This window comes from Pseudomonas sp. ANT_H12B (genome assembly GCF_008369325.1).
Taxonomy (GTDB): domain Bacteria; phylum Pseudomonadota; class Gammaproteobacteria; order Pseudomonadales; family Pseudomonadaceae; genus Aquipseudomonas.
Genome location: NZ_VOBI01000001.1, coordinates 59953 through 76289, shown reverse-complemented (window position 1 = coordinate 76289; position 16337 = coordinate 59953). Strand labels below are relative to the sequence as shown.

Below are 16337 nucleotides of genomic sequence, written 5' to 3'. Positions count from 1 at the left end.
GAACTCAAGTGTGGGTAGTCTGGATAAAAAAATTAATCGGGAAATCTCCCAACGCGACGCTGATGTTCAGCTCCCTTTGGGGTGTGACTGCGACGCTTGAAAAAAGTCCCCTCAAATTTTCATCAGGGGTGGTGAACGGTAATTTGACCCGTGTATCGCCCCACAGCGGCGCGTCAATCAGGGGTTGGGCACTGTTTTTCAGCAGTTCGGCGCAGCGTATCGGTACGATCACGATGGCTCGTTCTCCTTCCAGCGAGCGAGCAAATGCCAGCACCCGGTGAGCCTGGCTGCCGACGACTTCAAGGGCTTGATACGCCCCTCGCCGAAACAGCTCGGTGTGGTCGCGCCGCAGGTTCAACGTATGCGCAATCAGGGTTTGTTTAATCCGCCCGTCACGCCAGTTAGCCAACAGCCCGGGTAATTCCAGCGGTGCCTGCGTGGACTGCTGACGGCTGGCGTAATCCACCGGCCGACGGTTGTCCGGATCGACCAGCGAGAAGTCCCAGTACTCGGTGCCCTGATAAAGGTCCGGCACCCCCGGCACGGTCATGCGCAGCAAGGTTTGCGCCAATCCATTGAGTGCGCCGGGGGCGGCGATGCTTTTGGCCGCTTTGCCGAGGGCTGCGCGCAACAGTTCACCTTCAGGGCTGAGCAACAGTCGTTGCAGGAATTGGTGAACCGCTTGTTCGTAAGCCTCGTTCGGGGCGCTCCAGCTGCTTTGCAACTTGGCTTCGCGCAAGGCTTTCTGTTGCCACTGCCACACACGTTGAGTGTAGTTCTCCAGCGCTGCTTGATCGTCACTGCGCAGATCGAGCGGCCAGCTGCCGAGGATCGCTTGATAGAGGATCAACTCATCGCCCGTCGTCGGCATCAGGTCATCGTCGCGCAGGGGCCGGGCGAGGGCCTGCCAGAGCGGCACTTGCTCGGCGTACCAGGCACTGCGCTCGCTCAACACCGCCAGGCGCGCGCGGGTGTCTTCACCGCGTTTGTGGTCGTGGGTCGCGGTGGCCAGCAAATTATCGGGGAACTCTTCGAGGCGATTGGCGCACGCCGCATGGAAATCGGCCACCGGTGCACTGAACTGCTCAGTGCTGAACCCCACGTCATTGCGCGACAACAAAACCGCCGAGCGATAGAACGCGGTGTCTTCTACAGCCTTCGCCGCCGCCGGCGAGGTCAGTTGCTGAAAACGTACGCAGGCATGCTTGAGCATCTTGCGCGGCCGACCCAGCGGGCGTTTGCGCCATGATTCACCACCCAGCCAGCGGGCCAGGCAATCAAGCACCGGCCAGTCGGCCTCGCCGAGGGTTTGCCTGGCACCGTCCATGGCTTGCTGGAAAAACACATGGTCTTGCGCCGAACGACCCCGGGGGTTGATATAGGTGCGGTACACCGGGAAGTGCACGATCAGCTCCTGCAACGCGCGACGAATCGCGCCGAGGGTCAGGTCGCGGGTCATCAGGTCATCCCGGGCTACTTGCAACAGGGCCTGGGCGACGCTTTCAAAGTCGCCGGCGAGGGAGCCGTTGAGGATCTGCTGGCGAGCCAGTTGCGCTTCCTGACGGAAATCGGCGGGCCGTTCGCTGTAACGGTTCCACAGTTCACCCAGGGTGTCGGCGCCTTCGGGTGCGTGTTGCAGCAACGACAACTGATTCATGAACTCGTACCCGGTGGTGCCATCCACCGACCAGTCGCGGTGCAGGGTTTCACCTTCGCCAAGGATCTTCTCGACGTAGATCGGCAGGTGCCGATCCGGTGACAGGCTGTCCACCCGCCGCCGCAGTTTGCGGCAGTAACCCCGAGGGTCAGCGAGGCCGTCGATGTGGTCGATGCGCAGACCGTCGATCAGGCCTTCGGCCACCAGCTCGAAGATTTTCGCGTGGGTCGCTTCGAACACCGCCGGGCGTTCGACGCGCAGACCGCCCAGTTCGTTGACATCGAAAAAACGCCGCCAGTTGATGTCATCTGCCGCCGTGCGCCAACTGGCCAGGCGATAGCTTTGGTGTTCAAGCAACTGGTGCAGGCGCTGGAAACCTTCGGGGGTGATCGAGTCGTAAGCGCTGAGATTTTGTTCGATGGTTTGCAGAATCGCCGGATCACTAGCCAGTTCACGCAGCTCAGCTTTGAGCGGTACCGCCAGGCTATGGGCGTCGGTCTGGTAGCTCAGGGTGCTGAAACGGTCTGCCAATGACTTGAGTGATTCGGCGGTCAGTGGATCATCGGTTCTGAGCAATTCGCCGTAATGGGTCGGGCAGATCGGAAAGTGATGCTCATAGTGCTCGACATAAAACGCGCCCTTGTGCACATCAAAGCGCAAGGGCAGGGTGCCGTCCTGCAAGGCGATGCCGTAGTCGCTGCCAAGGAAGGGCAGCAACAACTGGCCTTCCATCAGCGGGTCGGGCGAATGCCACTGGATATCGAAGAACTCGCCGTAAGGGCTCAAGCGGCCCCATTCCAGCAGATCCTGCCACCAGGGATTATCGCCACCGCCGACGGCCATGTGATTGGAGACGATGTCGAGGATCAGCCCCATGTTCTGCTCGCGCAACGCACTGACCAAACGCCGTAATGCCGCTTCGCCGCCCAGCTCCGGGTTGACGGTGGTCGGGTCCACAACATCGTAGCCATGCATGGAGCCGGCACGGGCGCTCAGCAGTGGCGAGGCATAGACATGGCTGATGCCGAGGCTGGCGAAGTACGGCACCAGTGGCACCGCATCGTCCAGCGTAAAGCCTTTATGAAATTGCAGCCGCTGGGTCGCCCGCAGCGGTTGGATAATCGTTTGATTCATTGGTCACGCTCGGCCGCCTGAAGTCGCGCGCAGGCGAGCAGTTCCAGGCGCCGGGCGGCGTCCGGATCATCGAGCAAGGCGTCGCTGTCACCCGCCAGGCGCCGGGACCAGTTGGGGTGTGTGTCGATGGTGCCAGGCAAGTTGGCTTGTTGCTCGATACCCAAGGCATCTTCCAGTGGCAGCAACACCAGCGGCGCACGGGTATGACCGAGGAAACGTATCGCGGCGTCGAGCACCTGATCGGTTTCATGGGACTCTTCGCGGAAGTTTTGCGGGTCCTCGCTCAACACCCGGCGCAGGCCTTCGCGCTCGCGTTCGCGGTGTTGGCGCCATTCGATTTCACTCGCGGCGTCGACCAGGCCCAGCCGGGCGTTCCAGTCGATATCGCGGCCATGCCACCAGCCATTGAGCGTCGGCAGGTCATGGGTACTCGTGGTGGCGAGCGCGTTGTCCGGCCAGTCGAGAATCGTTTTGAAGTGGGCGTTGTCCTGTTCGAACAGCAGCACGCGCATGCCGAGGATCGAACGGGCGATGAGCTTTTCTCGCAAGCCATCTGCCACGGTGCCGAGGTCTTCACCGAGAACGATGGCCTGATGGCGATGGGATTCCAGGGCCAGCAACCGCAGCAGGTCGTCTACCGGGTAATAGAGGTAAGCGCCGTCGGCGGGTGACGCGCCGTTGGGGATCACCCACAGCCGTTGCAGGCCCATGACGTGATCGATGCGCAGGCCACCGGCATGGGCGAAATTGGCCCGGAGCATTTCGATAAAGGCGCGAAAACCATTACGCACCAGGCCTTCGGGCGAGAACGCGGAAATCCCCCAGCCCTGACCGGTGCGGTTAAGGATGTCCGGTGGTGCGCCCACGGTCAGCGAGGCGAGCAATTCGTCCTGTCGACTCCAGGCCTGGCTGCCACCACCATCGGCACCCACCGCCAGATCAGCGATCAGGCCAATGCTCATGCCGCTGCTGCGGGCGGCTGTTTGCGCACGCTCCAGGCAGCGCGTGATCAACCATTGGCAGAAGGCGAAGAAGCCGATACGCCCGGCGTTCTCTTCGGCGAATTCGGCCAGGGCAGCACTGCGCGGGTCTCGCCATTGCTCGGACCACTCGCGCCAGTCGAGGCTTTCACCTTTGGCGGCGCGGGCTTCTTGAATGGCTTCGAAGCGGCAATGATTTTCCAGGGCTTCGCCGCCAGCGTGGCGGAAGCTGCTGAAGTCGGCGTGCAACGGGTGTTCACCCTGGACAAAGCCTTCGTACAACGCCTGCAACAGACGATGTTTGGCTTCAGCGGCAACCGGCCAGTCAATCAACGGCGACGCTTCGAGTTGCTTGAGTTCTGCTGCCAGGCCGGTTGCATCAATCGCGGTACGCAACGCTCGTTCACCCAGGACAGCGCCCGGTGCGGCGTACAGACTGTTGAGAAACAAACGGCTGGACGGTGAATAAGGGCTGTACCGCTGGGTATCGCTGCTGAACATCGCATGCAATGGACTGATGGCCAACGCTTCGGCACCGCGTTCGCCGGCCACGCGGGCGAGGTCTTCGAGTGCCTGGGTATCGCCGAAACCGCCATCGCCGGAGCGGCGCAGAGAGTACAGCTGAACGCTCAGGCCCCAGGCACGCGGAATCGGACTGTCGACGGCATCGCCCACGCTGTAGCAGCGCGTCGGTGCCACGGCCAGGGTAAACGATTGGCCGTCGATGCTGACGTGCTGATAACCGACCGGGACCAAGCCGGGCAGCATCGCCTCGGCATCCAGTTTCAGGTTGAGCCGTGAGCCGTCTTCAAGGTGAATCTCGCACGGTGTTTCTGGCTCAAAGTAATGCGCCAGATTGAGGCCGACGCCGAAGTCTGCGGTGAGTAGCGGCGGCAGGTGCCGGGTCTGTTGCACCTGCTGCAATTGCAGCAGGCTGGCGTCGATTTCCTGGGCGCTGCTTGCCGGGTGGCCGAGTCCGGTGAGGACGTTGCGTAATACTGATGGAGCGACTTTCTGTGGACGGCCGTTGGCGTCGATCCAGTCGACTGCCAAGCCGGCTCGACCGGCCAGTATTTCCAGTTGCGCATCGCTCATTGGCGCTCTCCATCCGGGGGTAGCAAAGGGGCTGCGGCCGTGAGGCTGACTAGCGCGCTATACGGGGCAAGCTTGCCCCGATCCAACAGGCCGGCTGATTTCGCTGGGTGTTCGAACAGCAGCACAGCGTCGGCCTGTGGGGTGTGGACCACAGGCGTGTCGCTGAGGTTCAGGTCAATGCGCAGATGACTGCCATCGCCCAGTCGCCAACGAGCCGTCACCGCACCCTCGGCCAGCACCTCGGCACCCAAGGCCTGGGCGCCGGGCAGGCGGGGAATGATCTGCTGATGGCGGATCTGCAGCAGTTGGCGATACAGGTCGTGCATGGCGGATTCACGGTGGGGTGTCAGCGTGGGCTTTGAAGCTTCAAAGGTCTGGCGCGCGTTCGGGTCGGGGATCTGTTCGCGTTTGTGCGGATCAGTAAATGCGCTGAACGCTGCGAACTCGTTACGCCGTCCCTCGCGGACCAACTCCGCCAGTTCACCGTGATGGCTGGTGAAAAACAGGAAAGGTTGCTCGGCTGCAAACTCGTCGCCCATGAACATCAGCGGGATCATCGGTGACAGCAGCAACAGCGCTGTGGCGGCTTTTAACGCTTGCGGGTTGGCCAGTTGGTGCAGTCGCTCGCCAAAGGCCCGATTGCCGATCTGATCGTGGTTTTGCAGGAACAGCACAAAAGCGCTGGGTGGCAAGTGCCCGCTGGGCTCGCCGCGTGGCGTGCCGTGGCGGGTGAGGTGGCCCTGGAACACAAAACCCTGACTCAGGCAGCGAGCCAATTGTTCGGTGGGGTTTTGCGCATAATCGGCGTAATAGGCGTCGGTCTCGCCCGTCAGCAGCACGTGCAAGGCGTTGTGGCCATCGTCGTTCCACTGGGCGTCGAAGCCTTCCTCCAAAAGACTGGCCTGGTTGTGCTCGTTCTCGACATTGAGCCACACATGCCGCGCAGGGTCGGTCTGCTGGCGAACCCTTCGTGCCAGTTCCTGCAGAAAGTCCGGGTCTTCGATAGCGTGCACCGCGTCCAGGCGCAAGCCGTCGAAGCGGTACTCCAATAACCACATCAGCGCGTTTTCGATGAAGAAGTCCCGCACCTCGCGTCGCCGGAAGTCGATGGCAGCACCCCAAGGGGTGTGTTTGTCTTCGCGAAAGAAGCCTTTGGCGTAGCGATGCAGGTAATTGCCGTCCGGGCCGAAGTGGTTGTAGACCACGTCGAGAATCACCGCCAGGCCATGGCCGTGGGCGGTGTCGATCAAGTGTTTGAGTTGCTCGGGGGAGCCGTATGAAGCCTGGGGCGCGTAGGGCAGAACGCCGTCGTAGCCCCAGTTTCGGTCACCGGGAAACTGCGCCAGCGGCATCAATTCGATCGCGGTGATGCCCAGCTCGACGAGGCGCGTCAAGTGCTGCTCGACTTCACTGAAGCCGCCGAGCGCACCGACGTGCAATTCGTAGATCACCGCTTCATTCCAGGGTCGACCCAGCCAGGTGCTGTGTTGCCACGGGTAGGCGAGGGGGTCGACCACCACGCTGTGCAGATGGATATCACCGGCCTGCGCGCGGGAGGCCGGATCAGGCACCTCCAGCTCGCCGTCGATGTTGTAGCGATAACGCGTGCCCGCCGGGCAGCGGGTGTTGATCACGAACCAGCCATCGGCCTGAGGCAGTAGTGGCAGGGATTGTCCATCGTCCAGTTCGACACTGACGTAAAACGCATCTGGCGCCCACAAGGCAAAACGCGTGTGCTCTGCGTCCAGCATGATTGCGCCGTGGGGCCAGGTCTCAAGGGTCCGTAACGGCATCTATGAAAACCTCTTACTATTATTTATGGCCCGATTTACCCAATGCTTTGGTGACAAGCTGCTCGTAGAGTTCGGCGTAGGGCTCGACCGCCTTGCACCAGTTGAACGGCGCCGCCATGGCTCGACAACGCATGGCATTGAGCAGGTCGGGGTAGGCAAAAACCTTGAATGCCCGGCTCAGAGCTTCCTGATAACTCTCGGCCGTGGATTCGTCGAACAGGAAACCGGTCACGCCGTTTTCAATGGTGTCGGCCAACCCGCCGGTGTTGCGTGCCACCGGCAATGAACCGAAGCGCTGAGCGTACATCTGGCTCAGGCCGCAAGGCTCGTAACGCGAAGGCATCAGCAGGAAATCGCTGCCGGCGAACATGCGACGGGCGTCGGTTTCGTTGAAGCCGATACGTACGCCGATCTTGCCAGGGAAGCGCAGAGCCAGTTCGCGCATGGCTTGTTCTTCTTCCGGCTCGCCGCGACCGATGATCGCGATCTGACCACCCGATTCGACGATGTATTCGGAGACGGCTTCGGTCAGGTCCAGGCCTTTTTGATAGACCAGTCGTGAAACCACGGCAAACAGCGGACCTTCGCAATCGTCCAGGCCGAACAGATCACGCACGTGGGCGGCGTTGACCGCCTTGCCGTCCCAATCGCCGATACTGAAGGGGCAGAACAGGTGTGGATCGGTGGCGGCGTCCCAGCTTTCATCGATGCCATTAGGAATACCGCTGAGCAAACCTTGCTGGGTCTTGGCGGCGAGAAAGCCGTCGAGGCCGCAGCCGAAGGCCGGGGTGGTGATTTCCTGGGCGTAGGTCGCGCTGACGGTGGTGATGTGGCTCGAATAAGCCATGCCGGCCTTGAGGAACGACATCTTGCCGTAGAACTCCATGCCGTCCTGTTGCAGGGCATGAGTGGGAATGCCCAGCTCTGGGCACGATCCCAGGCTGGTGACGCCCTGGTAGGCCAGGTTATGGATGGTGAACAGTGTCGGGGTGCGTTGTCCACGCCAGTGCATATAAGCAGGGGCCAGACCAGCCGGCCAGTCATGGGCGTGCACCAGGTCCGGGCACCAGTGAATTTGAGCGAGGTTGGCGGCGATATCGGCGGCCGCCAGGCCCAGGCGGGCGAAGCGAATGTGGTTATCCGGCCAGTCGCGGCCGTTGTTGGCGCCGTAAGGGGAACCTTCGCGCTCGTAGAGTTCGGGGCAGATCAACACGTAAATGACCAGGCCGTCGGGCATGTCCATGCGCCCGATCTTGCAGGGGGGCAACGCGGCGTGCCCGCCCAGTTCACCAATAATATGAATCGGGTTTTCGCTGTGGAGCACTTGCGGGTAACCGGGGATCAACACGCGCACATCGTGCAAGTGAGCCATGGCTCGCGGCAGGGCGGCGGAAACGTCGCCCAGGCCACCGGTCTTCACCAGATCGGCAATCTCGGAGGTAACGAACAACACTTTTTTCTTGTTGGGATTCTGACTGGCCACGGGTGCCAGCATCCTGGTGCCGGGGACGCTGATCGATTGGGCACTGGGGGCAGTCACGGCGCTCGATTCGCCGACCTGCTGATGAGCACGTTCTCCCTGAATATCTAAAGCCGCACTTATCATATGAATCTCCCGTGTTATTGATCTAATTCTTAGGCCTGGCAAACGGTGTTCCGTGGCCAATTCCGTGGCCGGGCGCAAACGCGCCACGCATCGGTGAGCAAGCGCTGCCCAATACGCTGAAGCAGAATGGGTGAAGTAGTCATTGCAAGGATTGCACCAGTCGCAACGTACCTACCTTTCAGCTGACCCGTCGCGACGAGCAAACGTTCCGACTTTTTTTCCACTTTGTGACCGACCGGTTTCGTCTCGCGAAAATCAGTCTAGGCCAGAAGTTAGAGCGGGGGAGGGCAAATGGCAAAATTGTTCGACAATCGGTTTAAAGAGGTACGGACGTACCCGTTAGAGGAAGAAACGCACCGACGAAGGGCAGGTTTTTTTGTGGTTTTGCCTCAAAACGTATTCGGACGGTCACATAAATGTGCGAAGCAAAGGTGTACTCGCGCACTGTTGTGGTGCGCGCATGGCAAGTCCCGCATTTGGCTGAACCGCTGCCTACAGCCGGTGTTGATGCCTTGTTATAGTTCGGCACACATTTTTGCCCGGTAAAGGATCACTAGCATGTCTCAGTACACCGCGTTCACCGTCGAACTCGCCGACAAAATCGCCCACGTGCAGATCAGTAGGCCGGAAAAAATCAACGCCATGAACGCTGCGTTCTGGAACGAGATCATCGAGATTTTCCAGTGGGTCGACGACACTGACGAAGTCCGGGTGGTGGTCCTCAGTGGCGCGGGCAAACACTTTTCTTCCGGTATCGATCTGATGATGCTGGCCGGCGTGGCCAATGAACTGGGCAAGGATGTCGGTCGCAACGCCCGTCTGCTGCGCCGCAAGATCCTCGCCCTCCAGGCTTCGTTCAATGCCGTCGACAATTGCCGCAAACCGGTACTGGCGGCGGTTCAGGGCTATTGCCTGGGGGGTGCCATCGATTTGATCTCGGCGTGCGACATGCGCTACGCCGCTGAGGACGCGCAGTTCTCGATCAAGGAAATCGACATCGGCATGGCGGCCGACGTCGGCACCTTGCAACGCTTGCCGCGGATCATCGGTGACGGCATGCTGCGTGAACTGGCTTACACTGGTCGCACTTTTGGTGCCGAAGAAGCCCGGGGCATGGGCCTGGTCAATCGCGTCTACAGCGACACCGCCAGCCTGCTCGACGGCGTCATGGGCATTGCCCGCGACATCGCCAGCAAGTCGCCGATCGCGATCACCGGTACCAAGGAAATGATCAGCTACATGCGTGACCATCGCATTGATGACGGCCTCGAATACGTCGCCACCTGGAACGCCGCCATGCTGCAATCCACCGATCTGCGCGTAGCCATGGCCGCCCATATGAGCAAACAGAAACCCGAATTTCTGGATTGATGAAAAATGACTTCACGCTGGACCACTGCAGTACTGGATACCGACCAACCCGGCGGCTGGGCGGTCGCTCGCAGCCCTGAAGGCTTTCTGTTCGATGACAATGGCGCGTTGTTCCCGCGCGAATGGCTCAAGCGTCAGGACTTGTCGATTCTCGCCGAACATGGCATTGGTCATCTGGATGGCGAGCCGGTCTATCTGCTGGAACTGCGCAGTCACAGCGAAGTACCGGGCTGCAACTGGAAAGGCCTGCGGGCGTTCATGCTGGAAGGCGATCACACGGTCTACAAGGTGCTCGGTTATGCCGCACAAGTCGGCACCTGGGCTCGCGAGCACCGTTTTTGCGGAAATTGCGGGCAGGCGACAAACCAGGTTACGCGGGAACGGGCGATGTATTGCCAGCCGTGCGATATACGCTACTACCCGCGGATCTCGCCGAGCATGATCGTGCTGATTACCCGGGGCGATGAAGTCCTGCTGGCCCGTTCACCGCGCTTCGTGACCGGGGTTTACAGCACGTTGGCCGGGTTTGCCGAACCGGGTGAGTCGGCTGAGGACTGCCTGATTCGCGAAGTCCGCGAAGAAGTGCAGATCGAGGTCAAGAACATTCAGTACATGGGCAGCCAATGCTGGCCGTTCCCGCATTCGCTGATGCTGGGCTTCCACGCCGAGTACGCCGGTGGCGAGATCGTGTGTCAGGAAGACGAAATCGAAGACGCCCAGTGGTTCAACGTGCACGAGCTGCCGCCGTTGCCGGCGTCAAAATCGATTGCCCGTTACCTGATCGATGTCTACGTGGCGCGGCGCTTAGGCCACGCTGAACCAGTGCTGCCAGGCTAGCCGCACGGTCAAGCCCAGTACCACGGTGATGAACACCGGGCGAATGAACTTCGCGCCGCCGCTGATGGCGGTGCGAGCGCCGAAGAATGCACCGACCATCACCGACAGGCCCATGCTCAGGCCGATGATCCAGTCCACTTGCCCGGAAAACACGAACACCGACAGCGCCGCAATGTTGCTGACGAAGTTCATGCTGCGCGCCACGCCGCTGGCCTTCACCAGATCGATGGGGTACATGAGCATGGTGCTGACCGTCCAGAACGCTCCAGTGCCGGGGCCGGCCACACCGTCGTAGAAACCGAGGCTGAAGCCTTGGGTCGATTGCCACTTTTTCTTGATCGGTGCGTCGCTGTCCAGCGGCGCTTTCGGCGTTCCGCCAAACAACAGGTAGACACCACAGGCGAAAATGATCACCGGGAGCATCTTGTTCAGCCATTCCGCTGGCAGGTAATGCGCGACCACGGCACCGGTCAGCGCGCCGACCAGCGTGCCGACGATGGCGTGCATCCACTGCCTGGGATGGAACAGCTTGCGCCGGTAGAAGGTGAAACTGGCGGTGGCTGAACCGAACGTCGAACTGAGTTTGTTGGTGCCCAATACCATGTGCGGCGGCAGGCCGGCGGTCAGTAGCGCCGGTGTGGTCAACAGACCGCCACCGCCAGCAATGGCGTCGATGAAACCTGCAATGAAAGCGACAAAGGCCAGGATGGCCAGGGTGGTGAGGTCAACGCTGAGTTCGAAAGGCATGGAATTGGCTTATTCGGCAGGGTGCAGGAAAGGGCTGCGGGGAAGGGCCGGTATCTTACCTAGAAAGTTATCCTCTTACAGCTGATCGTTCCCACGCTCTGCATCGTTCGGGCCCGCTGGAACTGTTGCTGCAACAACAGCGCATCAGCAAAACGTCCCGAGAGTTGTCAGCCAAATCCCGTCGAGTGCCCGGTATACGGCGGTGTCGGCGCTGGCACGGTTGCTGCTCTTGCCCAAGGACATTCCCCAATGTCCCGAGGACACGCCAATGAGTCAGCAAGCCGTCAAATTTGCCTACTGGGTGCCGAACGTCAGCGGTGGGCTGGTGGTCAGCAAAATCGAACAACGCACCCACTGGGGGATCGACTACAACCGCAAACTGGCGCAACTGGCCGAAGCCGCAGGATTCGAATACGCCCTGACGCAGATCCGTTTCACCGCCGGTTACGGTGCCGAGTACCAGCATGAATCGGTCGCCTTCAGCCATGCGTTGCTGGCGGCGACGACGTTGAAAGTCATTGCGGCGATCCTGCCATTGGGCCAAGTCAACTTTCGAGGATCTGGTGCAATACAACGACGGCTTCAAAACCAACCTGATCGGCACACCCCGGCAAATCGCCGAGCGGATCGTCGCGCTCAAAACCGTGGGCGTGGATTTGGTGTTGGCGGGGTTTCTGCATTTTCAGGAAGAGGTGGAGTACTTCGGCAAGCGTGTGTTGCCGTTGGTGCGCGAGCTTGAGGCCACGGCAGGTGTAACGCCGCAAGCCGCGGTCGCCTGAACACCCCCAAACCTTGTGGGAGCCGGGCTTGCCCGCGATGGCGATGTCACAAGCAACCTATGTGTTGAATGTGAAACCGTCATCGCGGGCAAGCCCGGCTCCCACATTGGATCTTTGTGAGCCTATAGGCCCAGGTCGGACAGGCCCGGATGATCATCCGGCCGGCGGCCCAGCGGCCAGTGGAATTTGCGGTCGCTTTCCTTGATCGGCATGTCATTGATGCAGGCAAACCGATTGGCCATCAAACCGTTCTCGTCGAACTCCCAGTTTTCGTTGCCATAGGAACAGAACCAGTTGCCCGAATCGTCGTGCCATTCGTAGGCATAACGCACGGCGATGCGGTTGTCGGTAAAGGCCCAGAGTTCCTTGATCAGACGGTAATCCAGTTCCTTGGCCCATTTGCGGGTCAGGAAACCTTTGGCTTCTTCACGGTTGTAGGCGAACTCGGCGCGGTTACGCCATTTGGTGTCCAGGGTGTAGGCCAGGGACACGCGCTCCGGGTCGCGAGAGTTCCAGCCGTCTTCGGCCAGGCGAATTTTTTCGATGGCCGATTCACGGGTGAAGGGCGGCAATGGCGGACGAACTTCGGCGTTAGACATTTATAGTCTCCCTCTCAAGTTAAAGTTCAAACACGTTGTCGGGCTTATTTAAAGTGTTACAGGTCCAATAACTTTCGCGCCATGCATTGCGCATTATCGGCGGCACTGTGATCACCCATGACAAGCGCCACGGTAATGGCTCCGTCGATCAGGATCAGCAGCTGTTTGGCCAGCGTCTCCGGGTCTGCAGCGCCATGTTCGGTACAAAGCTCGCGCAGGTAGTCGAGCAGTTTCTGTTTATGGTCTTTGGCGACCAGGCGAACCGGGTCTTGCGGGTCGCCGGTTTCGCCGCTGGTGTTAATGAATGCGCAGCCACGGAAGCCTTCGGAGGCGAACCAGGCCTTGAGCACAGTAAACAGGTTGAGCAGCCGCTCGGCCGGGGTTTGTGCTTGATCGACTGCGCTTCTGTACCAGTGCATCCAGCGCAGGTCACGGCGTTGCAGGGCCGCAACGGTCAGCTCCTCCTTGTTGGCGAAGTAGCGATAGATACTTTTTCTGGAGACGCCGGCGGTTTTCACCAGAAGGTCCATTCCAGTGGCAGCGATGCCACTTTTGTAGATCAACTTTTCGGTGACATCCAGAATAATGTCGCGTGTGTCGTTGCGGGTTATTTCGTTCATGGAGCAAACAGTAGAACGATCGTTCTTCTTGGTCAAGCGAATGTTTTTGTTGCCTGCGAAATTGCCTTCGCGAGCAGGCTCGCTCCCACAGGGGAACGCATTTCAAATGTGGGAGCGAGCCTGCTCGCGAAGGGGCCATTACAGTCACTAACAAGACCCAAGGCAATCCATGGTGTAAGCTCTCGGGTTCTTCGGATTTGACCTTTTTGCGAGCCCTATGCCGTCGCTTTTCAAACGCTCTCTGCTGCCCAAACTGCGCAGTTTTCCGCTGACTGCCGATGCCGTCACCATCCTCTCAGGCGCTGCCGAGTACCGTCGTTGCCTGCTGGAAAAAATCGCCAGCGCCACCCAACGCATCTATATCGTCGCGCTGTACCTGCAACAGGATGAAGCGGGCCAGGAAATTCTCGATGCCTTGCACGCGGCCAAACTGGCGCGTCCGGAACTGGATGTGGTGGTGGTTGTTGACTGGTTGCGTGCCCAGCGCGGCTTGATCGGTGCCGGCAAGCAGCCCGGTAACTCGGCCTGGTATCAGGAAACCACCCGCACCCACGCAAGTGAAGTGCCGGTGTACGGTGTTCCGGTGCAGACCCGCGAGCTGTTTGGCGTACTGCATTTGAAAGGTTTCGTGATCGATGACTGCGTGATCTACAGCGGCGCGAGTCTGAACAACGTCTATCTGCACAAATTCGACAAATACCGCTACGACCGCTATCACCTGCTGCACAACCGCGCCCTGGCCGATTCGATGCAGCATCTGGTCCAGCACGGTCTGATCGCCTCCAAAGCCGTGCATCGTCTCGACTTGCCGAACCTGCCGACCACCCGCAGCTTGCGCAACGATATCGGCGACTTGCGCAGTCGCCTCAAGCACGCGACGTACGACATCACGACCGGCACCACGACCAAGGGCGGTTTGTCCGTCAGCCCACTACTGGGTGTTGGCAAGAACAACCCGCTGAGTCGAGTGATTTGCGAGTTGATCGCCAGCGCCAAGGGTCAACTGACGATTTGCACGCCGTACTTCAACCTGCCGCTGGCGGTGACCCGGGAAATCAACCGCGCGCTGGCGCGGGGTGTGAAGATCGACATCGTGGTCGGCGACAAGACTGCCAACGACTTCTACATCCCGCCAAGCGAGCCGTTCAAGGTGATCGCAGCGCTGCCGTATCTGTATGAAATCAGCCTGCGCCGCTTTGCCAAGCGTCATCATCGCAGCGTCGACAGCGGCCAGTTGAACCTGCACTTGTGGAAGGATGGCGATAACACCTATCACCTCAAGGGCATGTGGATCGATCAGCGCTACACCTTGCTGACCGGTAACAACCTCAATCCGCGGGCGTTTCGTCTCGATCTGGAAAACGCATTGCTGATCGATGATCCGAAAGGTGAGCTGCTCGAGCCGAGGCGAAAAGAGCTGGACGAGATTTTTCAGCACACCCATCGCATCGAACGTTATCAGGACCTGGACACACTGCTGGAATACCCGGTGGCGGTGGCCAAGTTCCTCAAGCGTGTCAGTCGCGTGCGGATCGAACGCTTGCTCTATCGCATTCTGTGAGACTCAGCGCTGCCGGGGCCCCGGCCAAAGGGCTACCCGCAGCAACAGCACCGCGGCCATCAGGTAGGGCAAGCGCGGCTCGATGCCATAGATCAGCGTTGCGGCCAATGGTCCGATGACCACGCCTAAACCCTGAGCGGCACCAATGGAGCCTGCGGTAGCACCTTGCTCCGAGGCTTCGACTGCGTTGGTCGCGAGTGCGGCGAAGGAGGGGAAAATCAGCCCCATGCCGCCTGCCGAGACAAAAAGCAACACAGCCACAGACCCCACGCGGCATCGGCCATCATGCTGCTGGAAAACCCCGCGGCCGCTACGAGTGCGCCGACGCGGATCAATCACAGCGGCGGCCATTCCAGGCGCCGCACCACCCTGCGTCGGGCTGGCGGCTGCGCTAATATGCCCACCACGCAAACAACAGAGCGCGCAACACTCAATGTCGGAAAAGGACACCATCTCCATTCAACTGGTGCGTGAAGCGCTGTTGCAAAGCTGCGCCCCGGGAGTCGCCACCGAAGAGGTGTTGAACAAGGTCGGCATCGATCCGGTATTGCTGCAAACCACCGATGCCCGCGTCCCGGCCACGGCTTATGCGCGCTTGTGGCGTTTGCTGGCGCGGCGTGGGGACGACGAGTTCTTTGGCATGGACCCGCGCAAGCTCAAATCCGGCAGCCTGGAGTTTCTGTGTCGCTGCTCGATGGTCCAGTCGAGCCTGGCGGCGGGCCTGACCTCGGGCCTGAGCTTTCTATCGTTGATGCTCGAATACATGCCAGCACAGTTGGTGCGTCAGCAAAGCCTCGCGGAAATCGTCCTGCTGGAGGACGACCAGGACCCGCGTCGGGCCTTCACTTATTTCACCTACTGGATGATCGTGCACGGTGTGGCCTGCTGGCTGGCGGGGCGAAGGATTCCGATCCTGGCCATTGAGTTGCGGTGTCCTGCACCGGATTTTTGCGATGATTATCAGGTGATGTTCTCCGAGAACCTGCGTTTCGACCGCCCGCGCACGCGGATGATTTTCTCCGCCGACTGCCTGGACTTGCCGATCAAGCGCAGCCCGGAAGAACTCAAGCGTTTTCTGGCTCATGCGCCAGCGAATATTCTGGTCAAGTACCGCGACCCTCAGAGCCTTGCCAGCCGGATCAAGCATGATTTACGGCAACTGCCCGCCGAACACTGGCCGGAAACCGAGGCGCTGGCGCAACAGTTATGCATGTCGGCATCGACCCTGCGCCGGCGACTGTCCGAAGAGGGCCAGACCTACCAAGGGCTCAAGGACAGCGTGCGCAAGGAATTGGCCATCGTCTGGCTGGCCGAGCCTGCCATCAGCTTCGCCGAGATCGCCACGCGTTTGGGGTTTGCCGATGCCAGCTCGTTCTACAAGGCGTTTCGCAAGTGGTCCGGTTCAAATCCAGGGCATTACCGCAGCCTGATCCTCAACGAAGCCAGCTAGACACCGATCGTTCCCACGCTCTGCGTGGGAATGCCTCAACGGACGCTCCGCGTTCGGCTGTTGATGGGACGCAGAGCGTCCCGGGCTGCATTTCCACGCACAGCGTGG

The 16337-nt window shown here is 60.3% G+C and carries 11 protein-coding genes and 2 pseudogenes; 5 read left to right on the top strand and 8 right to left on the bottom strand.

Translation table 11 applies throughout. The annotated features are described in order from the left end of the window. Positions 1-4: 4 nt before the first annotated feature. The 4 genes from FQ185_RS00365 to glgA are packed head-to-tail and all read right to left on the bottom strand — an operon-like array spanning position 5 to position 8265. On the bottom strand, positions 5-2791 hold the full coding sequence (locus tag FQ185_RS00365) for a malto-oligosyltrehalose synthase (protein WP_149415703.1): 2787 nt from the start codon (positions 2789-2791) through the stop codon (positions 5-7). After that, positions 2788-4866, bottom strand: coding sequence for a 4-alpha-glucanotransferase (gene malQ / locus FQ185_RS00360; RefSeq protein ID WP_149415702.1), 2079 nt, complete (start codon positions 4864-4866; stop codon positions 2788-2790). Before malQ ends, FQ185_RS00365 begins: the two co-directional genes overlap by 4 nt. Continuing rightward, the gene (gene treZ, locus FQ185_RS00355; RefSeq protein WP_149415701.1) at positions 4863-6659 is read right to left on the bottom strand and encodes a malto-oligosyltrehalose trehalohydrolase; all 1797 of its coding nucleotides are present in this window, start codon (positions 6657-6659) and stop codon (positions 4863-4865) included. The genes malQ and treZ overlap by 4 nt, the downstream gene beginning before the upstream one ends. 19 nt (positions 6660-6678) lie before the next feature. Continuing rightward, on the bottom strand, positions 6679-8265 hold the full coding sequence (glgA, locus tag FQ185_RS00350) for a glycogen synthase GlgA (RefSeq protein ID WP_149415700.1): 1587 nt from the start codon (positions 8263-8265) through the stop codon (positions 6679-6681). Between the two features lie 558 nt (positions 8266-8823). On the opposite strand from glgA, the gene FQ185_RS00345 reads away from it, so the two are divergent. After that, positions 8824-9636, top strand: a complete 813-nt coding sequence (locus FQ185_RS00345; protein ID WP_149415699.1) for a crotonase/enoyl-CoA hydratase family protein — start codon at positions 8824-8826, stop codon at positions 9634-9636. 6 nt (positions 9637-9642) lie between these two features. Then, positions 9643-10473 carry an NAD(+) diphosphatase gene (gene nudC, locus FQ185_RS00340; protein WP_149415698.1) on the top strand — a complete coding sequence of 277 codons (831 nt, stop codon included), beginning with the start codon at positions 9643-9645 and terminating at the stop codon, positions 10471-10473. On the opposite strand, the gene FQ185_RS00335 is transcribed toward nudC, so the two are convergent. Beyond that, positions 10441-11220: a TSUP family transporter gene (locus FQ185_RS00335; RefSeq protein WP_149415697.1), complete on the bottom strand. Its 780-nt coding sequence runs from the start codon at positions 11218-11220 to the stop codon at positions 10441-10443. The genes nudC and FQ185_RS00335 overlap by 33 nt on opposite strands. Before the next feature lie 268 nt (positions 11221-11488). Between FQ185_RS00335 and FQ185_RS00330 the strand changes: the two are divergent. Beyond that, positions 11489-11999: pseudogene (locus FQ185_RS00330) on the top strand (hypothetical protein). A gap of 122 nt (positions 12000-12121) precedes the next feature. On the opposite strand, the gene FQ185_RS00325 reads toward FQ185_RS00330, so the two are convergent. Together FQ185_RS00325 and FQ185_RS00320 are read right to left on the bottom strand one after the other, a co-directional pair. Further along, positions 12122-12598 (bottom strand): nuclear transport factor 2 family protein, encoded by a 477-nt coding sequence (locus FQ185_RS00325; protein ID WP_149415696.1) that lies wholly within the window; start codon positions 12596-12598, stop codon positions 12122-12124. Between the two features lie 56 nt (positions 12599-12654). After that, entirely contained in the window at positions 12655-13218 is a 564-nt protein-coding gene (locus tag FQ185_RS00320; protein ID WP_149415695.1) for a TetR/AcrR family transcriptional regulator, read from the bottom strand. 217 nt (positions 13219-13435) lie between these two features. On the opposite strand from FQ185_RS00320, the gene pssA reads away from it, so the two are divergent. After that, entirely contained in the window at positions 13436-14779 is a 1344-nt protein-coding gene (gene pssA, locus FQ185_RS00315; protein WP_149415694.1) for a CDP-diacylglycerol--serine O-phosphatidyltransferase, read from the top strand. A gap of 3 nt (positions 14780-14782) precedes the next feature. On the opposite strand, the pseudogene FQ185_RS00310 reads toward pssA, so the two are convergent. Further along, positions 14783-15147: pseudogene (locus tag FQ185_RS00310) on the bottom strand (MFS transporter); the annotation flags it as partial. A gap of 65 nt (positions 15148-15212) precedes the next feature. Between FQ185_RS00310 and FQ185_RS00305 the strand changes: the two are divergent. Next, complete coding sequence (locus FQ185_RS00305) at positions 15213-16229, top strand: AraC family transcriptional regulator (RefSeq protein WP_149415693.1); 1017 nt, start codon at positions 15213-15215, stop codon at positions 16227-16229. Positions 16230-16337: the final 108 nt, after the last annotated feature.